This window comes from Methylobacterium sp. NPDC080182, assembly GCF_050281105.1.
Classification (GTDB): domain Bacteria; phylum Pseudomonadota; class Alphaproteobacteria; order Rhizobiales; family Beijerinckiaceae; genus Methylobacterium.
Genome location: NZ_JBNNWO010000005.1, coordinates 280,808 through 295,868, shown reverse-complemented (window position 1 = coordinate 295,868; position 15,061 = coordinate 280,808). Strand labels below are relative to the sequence as shown.

The 15,061-nt window shown below is 69.5% G+C and carries 16 protein-coding genes and 2 tRNA genes; 9 read left to right on the top strand and 9 right to left on the bottom strand.

Translation table 11 applies throughout. The annotated features are described in order from the left end of the window. The first annotated feature begins 204 nt into the window (after window positions 1–204). Window positions 205–1,380 carry an MFS transporter gene (locus ACQKQD_RS12010; RefSeq protein WP_091683150.1) on the top strand — a complete coding sequence of 392 codons (1,176 nt, stop codon included), beginning with the start codon at window positions 205–207 and terminating at the stop codon, window positions 1,378–1,380. Here ACQKQD_RS12010 and cobD read toward each other — a convergent pair. Continuing rightward, window positions 1,373–2,407 carry a threonine-phosphate decarboxylase CobD gene (gene cobD / locus ACQKQD_RS12005; RefSeq protein WP_427508454.1) on the bottom strand — a complete coding sequence of 345 codons (1,035 nt, stop codon included), beginning with the start codon at window positions 2,405–2,407 and terminating at the stop codon, window positions 1,373–1,375. The two genes, ACQKQD_RS12010 and cobD, sit on opposite strands and share 8 nt — an antisense overlap. On the opposite strand from cobD, the gene cbiB reads away from it, so the two are divergent. Both cbiB and ACQKQD_RS11995 read left to right on the top strand, forming a co-directional pair. Continuing rightward, a complete protein-coding gene (gene cbiB, locus ACQKQD_RS12000; protein WP_427508453.1) occupies window positions 2,399–3,394 on the top strand; it encodes an adenosylcobinamide-phosphate synthase CbiB in 996 nt (331 codons plus the stop codon). The two genes, cobD and cbiB, sit on opposite strands and share 9 nt — an antisense overlap. Window positions 3,395–3,569: 175 nt before the next feature. Beyond that, window positions 3,570–4,484: an NAD(P)-dependent oxidoreductase gene (locus tag ACQKQD_RS11995; RefSeq protein ID WP_056524660.1), complete on the top strand. Its 915-nt coding sequence runs from the start codon at window positions 3,570–3,572 to the stop codon at window positions 4,482–4,484. Between the two features lie 41 nt (window positions 4,485–4,525). On the opposite strand, the gene ACQKQD_RS11990 is transcribed toward ACQKQD_RS11995, so the two are convergent. The 5 genes from ACQKQD_RS11990 to cobU form a co-directional block, all read right to left on the bottom strand. After that, window positions 4,526–4,702 (bottom strand): hypothetical protein, encoded by a 177-nt coding sequence (locus tag ACQKQD_RS11990; protein ID WP_010687019.1) that lies wholly within the window; start codon window positions 4,700–4,702, stop codon window positions 4,526–4,528. A 101-nt stretch (window positions 4,703–4,803) separates the two neighbouring features. After that, the gene (locus ACQKQD_RS11985) at window positions 4,804–6,150 is read right to left on the bottom strand and encodes an MFS transporter (RefSeq protein WP_020095589.1); all 1,347 of its coding nucleotides are present in this window, start codon (window positions 6,148–6,150) and stop codon (window positions 4,804–4,806) included. 78 nt (window positions 6,151–6,228) lie between these two features. Then, window positions 6,229–7,671, bottom strand: coding sequence for a cobyric acid synthase (locus tag ACQKQD_RS11980; protein ID WP_427508452.1), 1,443 nt, complete (start codon window positions 7,669–7,671; stop codon window positions 6,229–6,231). A 35-nt stretch (window positions 7,672–7,706) separates the two neighbouring features. Continuing rightward, window positions 7,707–8,309 (bottom strand): cob(I)yrinic acid a,c-diamide adenosyltransferase, encoded by a 603-nt coding sequence (gene cobO, locus ACQKQD_RS11975; RefSeq protein ID WP_427508451.1) that lies wholly within the window; start codon window positions 8,307–8,309, stop codon window positions 7,707–7,709. Further along, the gene (gene cobU / locus ACQKQD_RS11970; protein WP_427508450.1) at window positions 8,306–8,848 is read right to left on the bottom strand and encodes a bifunctional adenosylcobinamide kinase/adenosylcobinamide-phosphate guanylyltransferase; all 543 of its coding nucleotides are present in this window, start codon (window positions 8,846–8,848) and stop codon (window positions 8,306–8,308) included. Before cobU ends, cobO begins: the two co-directional genes overlap by 4 nt. Before the next feature lie 162 nt (window positions 8,849–9,010). Between cobU and ACQKQD_RS11965 the strand changes: the two genes are divergently transcribed. From ACQKQD_RS11965 to ACQKQD_RS11955, 3 genes are all read left to right on the top strand, one after another. Then, window positions 9,011–9,086 (top strand) — tRNA-Glu (locus ACQKQD_RS11965). Between the two features lie 379 nt (window positions 9,087–9,465). Next, on the top strand, window positions 9,466–9,984 hold the full coding sequence (locus tag ACQKQD_RS11960) for a hypothetical protein (RefSeq protein WP_427508472.1): 519 nt from the start codon (window positions 9,466–9,468) through the stop codon (window positions 9,982–9,984). A gap of 67 nt (window positions 9,985–10,051) precedes the next feature. Then, window positions 10,052–10,127: transfer RNA gene (locus ACQKQD_RS11955), tRNA-Ile, on the top strand. Window positions 10,128–10,654: 527 nt separating this feature from the next. Here the strand turns inward: ACQKQD_RS11955 and ACQKQD_RS11950 are convergent. After that, window positions 10,655–11,134, bottom strand: a complete 480-nt coding sequence (locus ACQKQD_RS11950; protein WP_091683162.1) for a Panacea domain-containing protein — start codon at window positions 11,132–11,134, stop codon at window positions 10,655–10,657. A gap of 259 nt (window positions 11,135–11,393) precedes the next feature. Here ACQKQD_RS11950 and ACQKQD_RS11945 point away from each other — a divergent pair, with 259 nt between their 5' ends. Together ACQKQD_RS11945 and ACQKQD_RS11940 are read left to right on the top strand one after the other, a co-directional pair. Continuing rightward, on the top strand, window positions 11,394–11,996 hold the full coding sequence (locus tag ACQKQD_RS11945; RefSeq protein WP_427508449.1) for a hypothetical protein: 603 nt from the start codon (window positions 11,394–11,396) through the stop codon (window positions 11,994–11,996). Window positions 11,997–12,062: 66 nt separating this feature from the next. Then, window positions 12,063–12,779, top strand: a complete 717-nt coding sequence (locus ACQKQD_RS11940) for a thermonuclease family protein (RefSeq protein ID WP_427508448.1) — start codon at window positions 12,063–12,065, stop codon at window positions 12,777–12,779. A gap of 87 nt (window positions 12,780–12,866) precedes the next feature. Here the strand turns inward: ACQKQD_RS11940 and ACQKQD_RS11935 are convergent, their stop codons facing one another. Then, window positions 12,867–13,097, bottom strand: coding sequence for a DUF6894 family protein (locus tag ACQKQD_RS11935; RefSeq protein WP_091683950.1), 231 nt, complete (start codon window positions 13,095–13,097; stop codon window positions 12,867–12,869). A 478-nt stretch (window positions 13,098–13,575) separates the two neighbouring features. Between ACQKQD_RS11935 and ACQKQD_RS11930 the strand changes: the two genes are divergently transcribed. After that, on the top strand, window positions 13,576–13,836 hold the full coding sequence (locus ACQKQD_RS11930) for a hypothetical protein (RefSeq protein ID WP_091683948.1): 261 nt from the start codon (window positions 13,576–13,578) through the stop codon (window positions 13,834–13,836). Between the two features lie 169 nt (window positions 13,837–14,005). On the opposite strand, the gene ACQKQD_RS11925 is transcribed toward ACQKQD_RS11930, so the two are convergent. Continuing rightward, window positions 14,006–14,575 carry a MucR family transcriptional regulator gene (locus ACQKQD_RS11925; protein WP_091683946.1) on the bottom strand — a complete coding sequence of 190 codons (570 nt, stop codon included), beginning with the start codon at window positions 14,573–14,575 and terminating at the stop codon, window positions 14,006–14,008. Between the last annotated feature and the right edge of the window lie 486 nt (window positions 14,576–15,061).

Sequence of the window (15,061 nt, the reverse complement as noted above, 5' to 3'; positions counted from 1 at the left end):
GCGGGCGGCGCCGGCTGCGTCTGTTGCATATGGTGCGCCGCCGGCTCCGGTGAAGGGGCCCGGGGCGTCCCGGCAGGGATGCATCGCCGCAGCTTGCCCGGCGGCGCGCTCCGCCCGTATCGCTCGCCGCTCCGATCGCCCTCCCCACACGGACCCGACCATGGCTCTCCCGCGGCGGCCCACCCGCCTGCCCCCGACCCGGCCGTGACCGCACCCCTCGACGCGAAGGCCCGGCTCGGCCTGACGCTGATCGCCGGCGGGGCCGTGGCCAACATCTACTACAACCAGCCGCTGCTCGGCCTGATCGTGGCCGAGTTCGGCGACCGCGCCGCCCTGTGGGTGCCGACCACGGCCCTGGTCGGCTACGGGCTCGGCATCGTCGGGCTCGTGCCGCTCGGCGACGCCCTGCCGCGCCGCGCCCTGATCGTGGGGCAGTGCCTCGGCCTCGCCCTGGCCCTGCTCGCCGTGGGCCTCGCGCCGAACCTCGCCTGCCTCGCGCTCGCCCATCTGGTGGTCGGCGTGCTGTCCTGCGCGGCCCAGCAGGCGGTCCCGTTCGCGGCCGAGCTCGCCCCGGACGCGAGCCGCGGGCGGATCGTCGGCCAGGTCATGACCGGGCTCCTCACCGGCATCCTGCTCGCCCGCACGGCGAGCGGCTTCCTGGGGGCGCATCTCGGCTGGCGGCCCGTCTTCCTCGTCGCGTCCGTGGTGGCGCTCGCCATGGCGGGCATCGCGCGGGCCACCCTCCCCCACACGGTGCAGACGCACCCGCTGCGCTACCGCGCCCTGATGCTGTCGATCCTCCACCTCGCCCGCACGCAGCCGGTGCTGCGCACGGCGAGCCTGTCGCAGGCGCTGCTGTTCGCCGGCTTCAACGCCTTCTGGGCGACCCTGGCCCTGCTGGTCGAGGCGCCGCCCTTCGGCCTCACCGCCGCCGGGGCCGGGCTGTTCGGCGTGATCGGCGTCTGCGGGGCCTTCGTGGCGCCGATCTCGGGCCGCTTCACTGACCGGCGGGGGGCGAAGCCCGTCGTCCTCGGCGGCAGCCTGCTGGTCGCGCTGTCCTTCGTGGTGCTCTGGGCGGGGGGCACGTGGTCGCTCGCCGCGGTGGCGCTCGGCGTGCTGCTCATCGACATCGGCATGAACGGCGCGCTCATCGCCAACCAGACCCGCGCCTACGCGCTGGTCCCGGGCGCGCGGGGCCGCATCAACACCGTGCTGTTCACGACCCTGTTCGTGTTCGGGGCGCTCGGCGCCTATGCCGGTTCGCAGGCCTTCCTGCTCGTGGGCTGGCCGGGCGTCTGCGCGGTCGGCCTCGCCTTCTCGGCGCTGGCCGTGCTCGTGGCGGCCCGCGACCCGCACCCACCGGGGGCCCGGGCTACCTGAGCACCCGCGACAGCCGGCACCAGCCCACCCTGTCGGGCGGAAGTCCGAAGCGCAGGCGCTCCGGGCGCCCGGCGAAGCGCCGCACCGCGATCCCGGACGCCGCGAGCCGCCGGTAGAGGTCCGGCCCGTCGGGGAAATCGGCGGTCCGGAACAGGCAGGTGCCGCCGACGACCCGGCCGCCGGCCCGGGCGATCATCCGGTCGAGGCGGCCCGCATCCGCGGCCCGGGCGCGGGCGGCCTCGACGCGCCAGCCCGCGTCCGACAGGGCCGCGCGCCCGATCGCCAGGGCCGGGCCCGACACCGCCCAGGGGCCCAGCGCCGCGGCGATCCGGGCCGCCGTGCCGGGCTCGGTGACCGCGAAGCCGAGGCGCAGGCCGGCGAGCCCGTAGGTCTTGCCGAAGGAGCGCAGCACCACGGTGCCGGGCCCCGAGTCCGGTGCGGAGACGTGCGGGCACAGGCTCTCCACCGGCTCGAGGTCGGCGAAGGCCTCGTCGGCGACGAGCAGGCCGCCGCGCTGGCCGAGCGCCGCGGCGAGCGCCCGGCGCTCGGCCAGGGGATGGGTCCGCCCGTCCGGGTTGTTGGGATCGACGATCACCGCCACCCGGGCCTCGCCGAGGGCGTCGACGCTCGAGACCTCCGCCACCGCGTGCCCGGCCCGCGCCCAGGCGGCGGCGTGCTCGGCGTAGGTCGGCCCGAGAACCGCGACCCGGGTCGGGGTCAGGAGCCGGGGCAGGGTCTCGATCAGGACCTGCGTGCCGGGCGCGGGCACGACGTGGTCGGCGTCCGGCGCGCCGTAGGCCGCGGCGGCCGCCTCCCGGAGCGCGCGGACCTCGGCGGCCTCGGGCAGGCGCGCCCAGGCGCTGGCCTCCAGCGCGGGCACGGGATAGGGGACCGGGTTGATCCCCGTCGAGAGGTCGAGCCAGGGCTCCGGCGCGTCGGGAAAGGCTTGTCGGAGCCCGCCGAGATCGCCGCCATGCGCGATCGGGGCGGCCTCACGCGCGGGAACGCTCCACACCGAATGGTCCATCTGCCCGGTACGTTCGCCGACACGCTCGCCGTCCTCGCCGTCGCCCTCGGGATCGAGGCGGCGGCCGGCTATCCCGACGCGCTCTACAGGGCGGTCGGTCACCCTGTCACCTGGATCGGCCGGCTGATCACCGCCCTGGAGCGCGGCCTCAACCGCGGCTCGGCGCGCCGGCGGCGGGTCGCCGGCTGCGCCGCGCTGGCGCTGCTCCTCGCCGCGGTCGGCTCGGCCGCCCTCGCCGTCACGGCGCTGGCGGGGCTCGCCGGCCCCCTCCCCGCTCTGCTCCTCCTCGGCCTGCTCGGCGCGAGCCTGCCGGCGCAGCGCAGCCTGCACCAGCACGTCGCCGCCGTGGAGACGGCCCTGCGCGCGGGCGGCCTGGAGGCCGGGCGCCGGGCCGTGGCGATGATCGTGGGGCGCGACCCCGACCGCCTCGACGAGGCGGCTGTCTGCCGGGCCGCGATCGAGAGCCTGGCGGAGAACTTCTCCGACGGGATCGTGGCGCCGGCCTTCTGGATCGGCTGCCTCGGCCTGCCGGGGGGGGCCCTCTACAAGGCGGTCAACACCGCCGACAGCATGATCGGCCACCGCAGCCCGCGCTACGAGGCCTTCGGCTGGGCGGCGGCCCGGCTCGACGACGGCGTGAACCTGCCGGCCTCCCGGCTCGCGGGCCTGCTGATCGCCGGGGCGGCGGCCCTGCGCGGCGCCGACGCGCGCGGGGCGCTCCGGGCCATGGCCCGGGACGCGCGCCGGCACCGCTCGCCCAATGCCGGCTGGCCCGAATCCGCCATGGCGGGGGCGCTCGGCCTGCGGCTCGCGGGGCCGCGGGTCTACGACGGCACCCTCGTCCCGGACGCCCATATGGGCGACGGCCGGGACGCCGCCACCGCCGACGACATCGCCCGGGCGCTGGCCCTCTACCGCACCGCCTGCTGGCTGCAGGGCGGGCTCGTGCTGGCGCTCCTCGCGCTCTGCCTGTCGCTCACCGGCTGAGCCGTCCTCGCGAGCGGAGCGAAGCGCGCCAAGGGCGCGCGACCTCTGAGATCGTGGCGCCGACGGGATCGCTTCGCTCCGCTCGCAGAGACGGCGGCAATTCCCGATCGGGCCTTGGCACGGCCCGCGCACCGGACGCATCGTGGCCGGACGGGGCTGGATGAGGGAGACGCCGATGCGTGCCGTGTTCGTGGATGCCAGCGAGACCCTGGCGGCGGTGGCCCGGCGGCTGCTGCGGCCGGACGATCCGCCCTTCGCGATCCACGCGGATCCCGGAATCGCGCCGCAGGACCTGCCCGCGATCCTCGACGGCGCCGAGACCGCGGTGATCGACCACACCGCCCTCCCCCTCGACGTGGCCCGGGCCTGCGCGGGCCTGAAGCACGTCGTGTTCCTCGGCACCGGCGCCCGCAGCTACATGGACCCGGAGGCGCTCCGGGACGCCCTCGGCGTCACCGTCCACACCATCAAGGGCTACGGCGACACGGCGGTCGCCGAGTGCGCCTTCGCGCTGATGTGGGCCGCCGCCCGCGGCCTGCCCGAGATGGACCGGGCGATGCGCGCCGGATCCTGGCTGCGCACCGAGGGGATCCAGCTCACCGGCAAGACCGTCGGCCTCGTCGGGTTCGGCGGGATCGCGGCCGAGATGGCGCGCCTCTGCCGGGGCGCGGGCATGCGGGTGCTCGCCTGGAACCGGACCCCGAAGACCCATCCCGGCGTCGACTTCGTCCCGCTCGACCGCCTGCTCGCCGAGAGCGACGTGGTCTCGCTCCACCTGCTCCTGACCGACGCGACGCGCGGCTTCCTGTCGGCCGCGCGGATCGCCGCGATGAAGCCCGGCGCGATGCTGATCAACACCGCCCGCGGGGCGGTGCTCGACGAGGACGCCCTGGTCGCGGCCCTGCGCACCGGCCACGTGGCGCGGGCCGGGCTCGACGTGTTCACCGTCGAGCCCCTGCCGCCGGATCACCCGCTGGCGCACCTGCCCAGCGTCACCCTGTCGGCGCACTCGGCATTCCGCACGCCCGAGGCGAGCGACAACCTGATCGGCGCCGCCCTCGACCATTGCCGGCGGATCGCCGCCGGCTGACAGCTGCGCCGCGGGAGCGGCCGCCCCGGTGCTCGGCTCTCCTAGTGCTCGGTGCCCTGCATGTTCGGGCGCGGCTCGCCGCCGTGGTGGTGGATCACGCTGGAGCGCTCCGGGCTCCCCTTCGCGTCGGCGACCTGCTTCCGGGCCGCGGCGGCCAGGAACCAGATGCCGCCGAGCGTCCCGAAGGCGAGGATCATGAGCGGAAATCCCTGACTCATCGCGGTGCCCTCCTCGACGATGGCCCGCGGGCTTGCGGGTCTGCATCATCCTGCCGGTCGTGCCGGCCTGAGGAAGGATAACGCACGAATCCGGACCGTGTTCAGGCCGGTCTCGCGGCCGTCGGCACCGCCCGCCGCGCCGCGTCGCGGCGCAGGGCGGAGAGCACCACGAACATGAGGCCCGCCCCCACGGCGAGGCAGGCGGCCAGGAACAGCATCGGCACGAGGTCGCTCTGGGTCTGGTCGCGGATGAACGGCACGGCGTTCTGGGCGACGAAGCCGCCGAGATTGCCGACCGAATTGATCGCCGCGATCCCGGCGGCCGCCGAGGCACCGCGCAGGAACGTCCCGGGCATCGACCAGAAGACCGGCTGAGCCGCGAAGGTCCCGGCCGCGGCCACGCACAGGCAGGCGAACTTCACGGCGTTGCCCGGCAGGACGACGGAGAGCGCGAGGCCCGCCGCCCCGACCAGCGCCGGCCCGACCACGTGCCAGGTCAGGGCGTTGCCCTGCGCCCCCGTGCGGGCGGCGTGGCGCGGCACCCACCACAGGGCGAAGGCCGTGGCGAGCCACGGGATGATGTTGAGGAAGCCGTTGGTGAGGTTCGAGACGCCGAAGCCCTTGACCACGGTGGGGAGCCAGTAGCCCAGGCCGTAGGCGGCGAGCGGCAGGGAGACGTAGACCCCGGCGAGCATCAGCACCCGCCGGTCGAGGAGCGCCGCGAACGGGTTGCCGTGGTCGACGTGGCCGCCGTCCTCGCGCTCGGCCCGGAGCGTGCGGGCGAGCCAGTCGCGCTGGGCCTGCGACAGCCAGGGGGCGGTCTCGGGGCCGTCCGGCAGGACGAACAGCACCACCGCGGCCATGAGGATCGCCGGCGCGCCGGTGGCCAGGAACACCCACTGCCAGCCCTGGAGGCCGAGGAGCCCGTCGAGGCCCAGCAGCGCGCCGCCGATCGCCGCACCGACCGCGTTGGCGATGGCGCTGGCGATCATGAACCAGCCGATCATCCGCGCCCGGTGCGCTTGCGGGAACCACAGGGTCAGCGCGAACAGCACGCCGGGGAAGAAGCCGGCCTCGGCGGCGCCGAGCAGGAAGCGCAGCACGTAGAACATCGCCGTGCCCTGGGTGAAGCCCAGCAGAACGGTGACGATCCCCCAGGTGATCATGATCCGGGCGAACCAGATCCGCGCGCCGACCCGCTCCAGGAAGACGTTGGCCGGCACCTCGAACAGGAAGTAGCCGAGGAAGAACAGCGAGGCCCCGAGCCCGTAGGCGGTCTCGGAGAGGCCGAGGCTGCCGACCATCTCCAGCTTGGCGTAGGAGACGTTCTGCCGGTCGATATAGGCGATCAGGTAGAGCAGGCCGAGGAGCGGCATGAGCCGCAGGGTCACGGTCCGGACGGTGCTCGCGGCGAGATCCTCCCCGGCGGGGGACGGCGTGGGCGGCATGGGGCGTTCCTCCGGGGGCGTGCGGCCCTTCGTGGCGGGGCCGGCATAACACAGAGTAATCCCTGGCCCGCGCCCCGCCTACCGGGCAAGCGCCAGGAGGCGGTCGCAGTCGACATGGGCCGCGATGTGTCGCGCGAGGCCGTCCAGCGCCGCCTCGACCCCGGCCTCGTAGCCGGCGCCCGCCGAGACGGTGCCCAGGCGCGCGAGCCACGCCGCCCGCTGGGCGTCGTCGGCGAAGAGGCCGTGCACGTAGGTCCCGGCCACGCGCCCGTCCGCCGAGACCGCCCCGTCCGGGCGCCCGTCGGCGAGGCGCAGCAGCGGCCGGGCCGCGTCGGGGCCCGCGGTCGCGCCGATATGCATCTCGTAGCCGGAGAACGGCACGCCGTCGGGCAGGCTCGTGCCGGTGACGGCGGCCAGGCGCTTCTCGGGCGACATCACGGTGTCGACGGCGAGGAGCCCGAGGCCCTCCACGGTGCGCGGCGCCCCCTCGATCCCGTGCGGGTCGGCGAGGCTCTTTCCGAGCATCTGGTAGCCGCCGCACAGGCCGAGCACCCGGCCGCCCCGGCGGACATGGGCGCGCAGGTCGACGTCCCAGCCCTCGGCGCGGAAGAAGTCCAGATCGTCGATCGTCGTCTTGGAGCCCGGCAGCAGCACCAGGGCGGCCCCGGCGGGGATCGGCGTGCCGGGCCGGACCAGCACCACCGACACGTTCGGCTCCGCCCGCAACGGGTCGAGATCGTCGAAATTGGCGATGCGCGGCAGCACCGGCACCGCCACCGTGACGGAGCCGGCCCCGCGCGGGTCCGAGCCGGCGAGGCCCAGCACGTCCTCGGCCGGCAGGCGCGCGGCGTCGGGGAAGTGCGGCACGAGGCCGAGCGCCGGCCAGCCGGTCCGCTCGGCGATTAGCCGCATCCCGTCGGCGAACAGGCTCGGATCGCCGCGGAACCGGTTGACGAGGAAGCCGGCGACCATCGCGGCGTCCGCCGGGTCGATCACCGCCTTCGTGCCGACGAGGCTCGCGATCACGCCGCCCCGGTCGATGTCGCCGACCAGCACCACCGGCGTGTCGGTGGCCTGGGCGAAGCCCATATTGGCGATGTCGCCCGGGCGCAGGTTTATTTCCGACGCCGAGCCCGCGCCTTCGACCAGAACCAAGTCGGCCTCGTCCGCGAGTTGGGAGAAGCTGTCGAGGACGGCGGACATCAGCCGGGGCTTCCAGGCCTGGTAGTCGCGCGCCTTCACGGTGGCGACCATCCGGCCCTGCACGACCACCTGGGAGCCGACCTCGCTCTGCGGCTTCAGCAGGACCGGGTTCATGTGCACGGAGGGTGCCACCCGGGCGGCCCGGGCCTGGAGCGCCTGCGCCCGGCCGATCTCGCCGCCGTCGGCGGTGACGGCGGCGTTGTTCGACATGTTCTGCGGCTTGAACGGCCGGACCTTCAGGCCCCGCTCCGTGAAGGCGCGCGCCAGCCCCGCCACGATCAGGGACTTGCCGACATCGGAGCCGGTGCCCTGGATCATCAGGGCCTTCTTGGGCGCCGTCGCGCGCGGCGGGCTCAGAACTCGATCCCTTCCTGCGCCTTCACGCCGGCGGCGAAGTGGTGCTTGACGCTGCCCATCTCGGTGACGAGGTCGGCGGCCTCGATCAGGGCGGGCTTGGCGTTGCGGCCGGTGACGACGACGTGCAGGTCCGGCCGGCGCGCGCGCAGGGCGGCCAGCACCGCGTCGAGGTCGAGATAGTCGTAGCGCAGCGCGATGTTGAGCTCGTCGAGGACGAGCAGGCGGATCGCGGGATCGGCCATCAGGCCCTCGGCGACTGTCCAGGCGTGGCGGCAGGCGGCGATGTCGCGCGCCTTGTCCTGGGTCTCCCAGGTGAAGCCCTCCCCGAGGGTGTGCCACGCGACCCGTTCGCCGAAGGCCGCCACGGCGTGGCGCTCGCCGGTGTCCCAGCCGCCCTTGATGAACTGCACCATGCCGACCCGCCAGCCGCGGCCGAGCGCCCGCAGCATCAGCCCCAGGGCCGCCGTGCTCTTGCCCTTGCCGGGGCCGGTATGGACGAGGAGCAGGCCCTTCTCGAGGGTTTTGCCCGCGACCTCGGCGTCCTGGACGGCCTTGCGCTTCTCCATCTTCTCGCGGTGGCGCGCGGCGTCGTCGCTCATGCGGAGGCTCCTGTCTCAGAGGTTCGCGGCTTCACGACCAGCGGCAGGCCGGCCACGGTCAGGACGACCCGGTCGGCCCGCGCGGCGAGCTGCTGGTGGAGGCGGCCGGCGGCGTCGCGGAATCGCCGGGCGAGGGCGTTGTCGGGGACGATCCCGAGCCCGACCTCGTTGCCGACCAGCACGAGCGGGCCCGGGACGTCGGCGCAGGCGGCGAGGAGCCGCGCCGTCGCCTCCGCCACGTCGGCCTCCGCCAGGATCAGATTGGTGAGCCAGAGCGTGAGGCAGTCGACCAGGGCCGGTCCCTCGGCCTCGGCGACCGCCTCCGGCAGCGCGAGCGGCACGTCGCGGGTGCGCCAGGCGCCGCCGCGCCGCGCGCGGTGCTGGGCGATGCGGTCGACCATCTCGTCGTCGAAGGCCTGGGCGGTGGCGAGATAGAGCCACGGGCCGGGGCAGGCTTCGATCAGCCCCTCCGCGTAGGCGCTCTTGCCGGACCGCGCCCCGCCGAGGACGAGGGTCATGCGAGGGGTGGGCTGGGGCATGGCTCTCCATCGCCCCAACCCGGTGCGCGGTCAAACCCAGGACCGACAGAGTCAGGGTCTGTGACCTCAGGACCTGCAAACTCGGGACCTGTGGCACCTGTGCCGCGCCTGGACGGTTGCCGGGCGTCTCCGGTCCGACTATAGAACCCCGGCCCAGCCAGAGCGCCCTTCGTCTAGCGGTCCAGGACGTCGCCCTTTCACGGCGAAAACACGGGTTCGATTCCCGTAGGGCGCGCCAGCAAAATCAAGCACTTAGCTGAAATTGCTGATGCGGCTCACACTGGCGTCTCACACAGCCGATCTCGACAGCGTGTGAGATTGCAGCCTGAGCGCGTCAACGTGTGAGACGCTGCTAGCGTGGCCGCCCATGCGGTGGCGGGAACCTTGCGGTTTCATACGATCACGATGCCGCTGTCGTTTGTGATTGGTCCCGGAACCACGGCGAGCCAACTGATCGAGAAATCGTATCAACGGAGCGTGGCAGCATGCCGCACGACGTTGAGAGGTCTCGGGCGGGCGTCACGTTCGGCACCGCGAGGACCATGAGGGGTGCAATGATACGGTTTGCGACTGCTCCCCTGATCCCGGGCACCAAGAAGGAAGAAATCGAGTTACCGATGGCAAATGACGACACGCTCGCTAGGGCCTTGGCCAACGTCCGGCACCAGCGCGAGAGCCTTGAGGCTGAGTACGAGCGCGTGAGCGGCGAGCTGACGAAGCTCCACCTCGCTGAGCGCTCACTTGCATCTATCTTGGAAGGCACGCCGCTGGACGATCCTGCCGAAGATCTATCAACTCGCCGTCGCGCGCCGGCGAGCGAGGACCGGCCTCGTGGTAGTCGTGGCCCCCGAGGACCGCGCGCCAATTCGGCCAAGGGGCGGCTGAAGGCACTGCTTGAGGAGGCTGGCTCTGAGGGTCTGACGCACGCCGAGATCAGCGAGCGCCTGACAGACGTGGCGGCCAACACTCTGAACACGTACCTCAGCGTGATGGCGAACAGCGGCGAATTGGAGCGGCAGGGCGATAAGTACCGGGCTGGTGCTCTGACGGCGAGCGCAGAGGAAGAAGGCGCTGTTGAGCACGATCGGACTGAGGACGATCAGGAAGACAGCGAGAGGGCTGAGGCCGCCGAGTAGGCCCACCAGCCCTACGTGCTCTGACGATAGGTTGCACCTGCCGGGCAGCGACAGCTATGCGGACGCGGGGCCTGTAGCTCAACGGTTAGAGCCGACCGCTCATAACGGTCTGGTTGCAGGTTCGAGTCCTGCCGAGCCCACCAGATTACAGCCAGCCCCGAGGTTGCCGGCGTTCCATCGACGAGAACTGTGCGGGGTCGGAAGTACGGCTACGGAAGGCAGCGTATCCCTATCTTGCTCAGCATATGTGCCGGCCAGGTTGCGCTATCCGTGGTTGTATACAGTGAAATTGTGATCCAGGAAAACAATGTGAAAGATGCGCCCGTCTCGAAAGCCGACAACGGGACTTAATCCGTGATAGCGCAGCGCAAGCATTGCTGCGTCGGCCGGTACATTCGCCGGAATTTCCGTCTTGAAAGAATTGCGTGAAATAATCTCGCAGCCCAGTCCGTGTCGAGGTGCTCCTTGTATGTCTTGCCACGTCATCCGACTGAGCGTAAAAAGTTTAGACGCTAACGATGCCTTGTGTTCATTGTCGCAGCATGCGACACTATAGCCGCTATTTGACCTCATGTACTCAAAAGAGAACTGAGGTGATTGGCGGTTAGTGTTTACAGGTGGGGGCGGAGCGGTAGTTTTTCCAAAAGCCGATTGTTTAGGATTTGAGCCTTTAAACTTGCTCACCGTATTTGCGCCTATAATCGTCGTCTATCTGCGTGGAAAAATATTCTTTCAAAGCATCGATCGTGATGAGGTTGCTACACCCCTCATCGTAGACGTTCTTCCACGGCGGCTCGTCATGCGTCATCTGACGAAGCCGCCAAGCAGAGTACTGACCGTAATAATCATAGACATCATCCATGATCAGCCGATCGGCCAGTTCATAGTTCTCGATATCAAAATTTACCGGAGCCGGGATGGCCTCACGCCCATAAGAGCTGTATGTGTGATACAGCTGCGGCACGACCGGACCGTGCAGCCACGCCTCGATCGGTTCCTCAAAGAGCGGCTGGCCTCGTGTCGCCGTTCCGACGCCTTGCGCATAGTAGCAGAGCTTCTGAAGTTTGAGGTTCGAGATGAGATCGCCAACGCCAGCGTCGGCCTTCGCAAGGAAGTAGCGAGCGATCTCGTGGGCCGTGTACGTGCGCATCGGACGACCCCTCTCCCTGTCTGCCTGTCCAATGAAAGCCAGGAGCCTGTGGATATGTGCACCATATGCACGCTGTCCACAGCTTATAGCACTAGTTCCCTATTTGTTCCACACCTGTAGGTGCGGCATTGCAGTTATGTCACATCCCCTCTGGCGCGGAGAGGAACCGTCTAGTTTTGGACGTGGCGAGCATGCGCAGTAACAGAGCGTACCCGGCCTTGAAGGTTGCCGACGACCACGCCTCCGCTATCCTGCCGCCATGCGTACAGCCCTCGCAGCCCTCGCACTTATCGTCGCTTCCGGGGACGCGCAGGCGCAGAGCGCATCAGACATCGCCGCCTGCCGAGACGTAAAGGACTCGCTGCTCCGTCTGCGGTGCTTCGACGATGTCTCGAAGCCGGCGGCTCAGGCCGCGCCCAGTGCACCTACCGTGGCGACCCAGCCGAAGGCGCCGGACTTCGCCGCCTATGCGGTCGCTCCATACCGCGGACCCATCGGCCTTCCGGATTTTCGAGGCCGTGACCGCCAGCACGCCTCATATCGCACCCGCATCCTGGCCGGTGCCAAGGCCGGTCCGAACTTCGCAGGCCACCTCACCCTTGTGCCTATCGGCTGCGGGGCCGGATGCGTGTTCGTGCCTGTGGTCGATGTTCAAACAGGAAGGGTGTTCGACTCACCGCTTGGGGGCGAGGATCAGCTCTCGCTCGACATGAAATACCAGGTCAACAGCCGGCTGATTGCCGCTCGCTATATCGCGGAGGACCGCTGCAAGTTCGAGGAGATCGTGTGGACCGGCAGTTCGTTCCAACGAGGTGCGGTCAAGGATCTCGGCGAGCGTGAGGTTTGCTGGGCAGCCGATTAGTCCGCTAGCGAGCCTGCGTGTCGCCGCGCCGCGCGACCTCTTAGACGGGCTTCCCCACAGGCAGAGATGCGCTATCGCTCGCAGATGCGCCACTCCCTCGCCGCCCTTCTGATCCTCACCGGCCCTGCCCTGGCCGCCGAGCCAATCGTGGGCCGTGCCTCCGTCACCGACGGAGACACCGTCGTGATCCGTGGGACCCGCATCCGGCTGCACGGCATCGACGCGCCCGAGAGCGCGCAGCTCTGCCAGGACGCTGCCGGGAAGTCCTACCGCTGCGGGCAGGTGGCGGCGCTCGCTCTGGCGGACCGGATCGGAGAGGCGAACATCTCGTGCGAGCCGCGCGATACCGACCGGTACGGCCGCACCGTTGCGGTGTGTCGGAAGGGCGACGAGGACCTAAACGCCTGGATGGTGAGCCAGGGCTATGCCACGGCCTACCAGCGCTACTCCCGCGACTACGTCGGGGCCGAGACCACCGCGAGGGCGCTGAAGCGCGGGCTCTGGGCTGGCACCTTTGATCCGCCATCAGACTGGAGGCGCGCCAAGCGCGCCAGCGGCATCGAGACCCGGCCGGAGATGGAGAAGCCACCGGCGGTCGCTCCGGCGCCCTTACAGGCCGCCTGTGCGATCAAGGGCAACATCTCGCGTAAGGGCGACAAGATCTACCACCTGCCCGGGACGCGGGACTACGACCGGACCGTCATCGCCACGAGCTCCGGCGAGCGCATGTTCTGCAGCGAGGACGAGGCGAAGGCGGCCGGATGGCGAGGTGCGCGAGGCTGACCGCGTCTCATCCGCTCGGCCATGCCACGACTTGCTCGCGGGGCGTGGAGGCGTCCGATCTCACCAGCATGTGAGCCCGATGCGATACTACAGCTCGACGACGGTGAGGCTGACCTGTGCTCGCATAACCAGTCGTCGGTCCTCATCGTAGACCTTGGCAGTCAACGCGTTGACCCCACAGTTATCCGCCTCGTCACGGAGCATCGCGGTTAACGTCCGGCGAATCATCACGCGCAGGGCGTCTCGGTCAGGAAGTTCGACACCCCCGTCTTCTTCGTTTTCGACACTGCTGCCGATTTTGAAGAAGTAGCGCGGCATGCGGTTTTCCCTGATGGTGAGGACGCGTGCCTTTCGGTCATTCTCACCCAAATCTTCAAGCCGACGCCGAGTCACGGAGACGTGATCGGCGGTTGGCAGAATTTAGATTCATGGCGCAAAATTGAAGATTGTAAATATCTGAGCGATAGGGATATTCGTCAAATTCTCTGTTCACGACATATCAGAAATGCGCATTGCGAATGCAGCTGCCGCCTTCTGCTCTGATTGATGCGCCATTACGTTTGCTGCTGGCCTGAGCCGCCACGGATTTTGATTTGGGATCACTGAAGTGACTGAAGCGATCGCTCCTACGGGCTTTCAGGGTAGAGCGACAAATCGCCCTCCGCTGCCGCTGGTCATCGCCTCAGTCGTCGCTGCGATCGCCATCTGGGTGCCGATCTATATGCAGGCGGCCCGACTGATCTGGTTCTGGTGATCCGTTCGGCTGTGCATAGCGTAGCAATTCGAGACGGCAATTATGGATGACGAAGAAAACGACTTCGAGCATTCCCCGCTATCGGGCTTCTTCACGCGCGACGGACACGAGGTCGAGGTCGAGATCTACCGCCTTGCCGGCACGCAGGATCGATGGCGGATGGAGGTGGTGCACTTCTCCGGCTGTTCCCGCTGGCAGGGCACATTCGAATCGGATGCGGATGCCCATGCCGCCTTCCTCGCGACAGTGGAGGCAGCCGGGATCGGTCCCTTCGTAGGTAATCAGCCCAACGCGGTGAGCTGAGTGCCGCGGCATCGCGAAAAGCCCGCGCCGGTGAACCGGGCGGGCTTCTCACCAGAGGCCGTAGTGTCAACGCGGGACCTCTGGTTCGGCGTCAGCGGTTGAGACGGGCGCCTGAGCCGGACTGTAGCACGATGGCCACGAACGAATAGCCAGCGAGTTACCGGGTTGGCTACGCGGCTGCAGCGGCCTTCTTCGATTTACGAGTGTGGGCAGGCTTCTCGGCCGGTGCCGCGGTAGGCTCGACCACCTTCTTCCGGCCCCAGGCCTTGGGCGCCTCCGCAACCGTCTCGTCGGCGGCAGCAGCCTTCGGGGCTGCGTTCCGGCGCTGTGTCCCCAGCCCCGCGTTGCGAGCGAACTCGGCACGCATGGCTGAGTAGTTGGCCGCCGTGGTCGGGTAGTCCCGCGGTAGGCCGAAGCGCTCCCGGTACTCCTCGAACGTCAGGCCGGCGCCGGTCAGGTGCCGCTTGAGGGTCTTGTACGGCTTGCCGTCGATGAAGCTGATCAGCGCGTCGGGTGTGATGGATTTCCGGATCTGCGAGGGGGTCGCCTTCTCTACCTTTGACTCGGCGGAAGCAGCGGCACCCTTGAGCCCGGAAAGAGCCCCATGGACCTCGGCCAGGAGAGGCGGAAGGTCGCCCGGTCGCACCGAATTCTTCGACACATAGGCCGCAACGATCTCGGTGGTCAGTTCAATAAAGTCGGTCTGTTCCGAAGCAAAAATTGTGGGACTCTCGTCCATTTGCAACTCCTCGATAGCTGCGCCACGAACGGGGCAAATGCGAACGATAGTCAAGTGATATTCACGGGTTTCTGCGAGAATGCGGCGGATATCATTCTCCTTCTTGAAAGATTTCTGATTTGTATCAGCGGCAACGCTCGCTTAGCCCCAGTCGCGCAGGTTTCCCATTCGCTTCGGACTCGCGGATGCCGAGGTCCATCGACATGCCACCTAATCCGCAGACCTTGAGGGCCGTAGCCCGAAGGCCGCTCAGGCCCGGGCCCGTGACCTCAATCTGAGCGTGGAAACCAATGTTCGAGGGGCGTCGACTTGGTGACCGAACTCCTCGAAGTGCGCTGGTGCCGCCGCCGCGCCCGCCGCGCAGCCCTTCCACCAGTGGATCGAGGATCTCTAGTCCGCTGTGGGTGATCGACCGGATCGAGCCATGTTGTCAGAAAGCTAACGTTCGGCTGTGCGCCTATTCCAGTCACCAGATGGCTCTCGTGT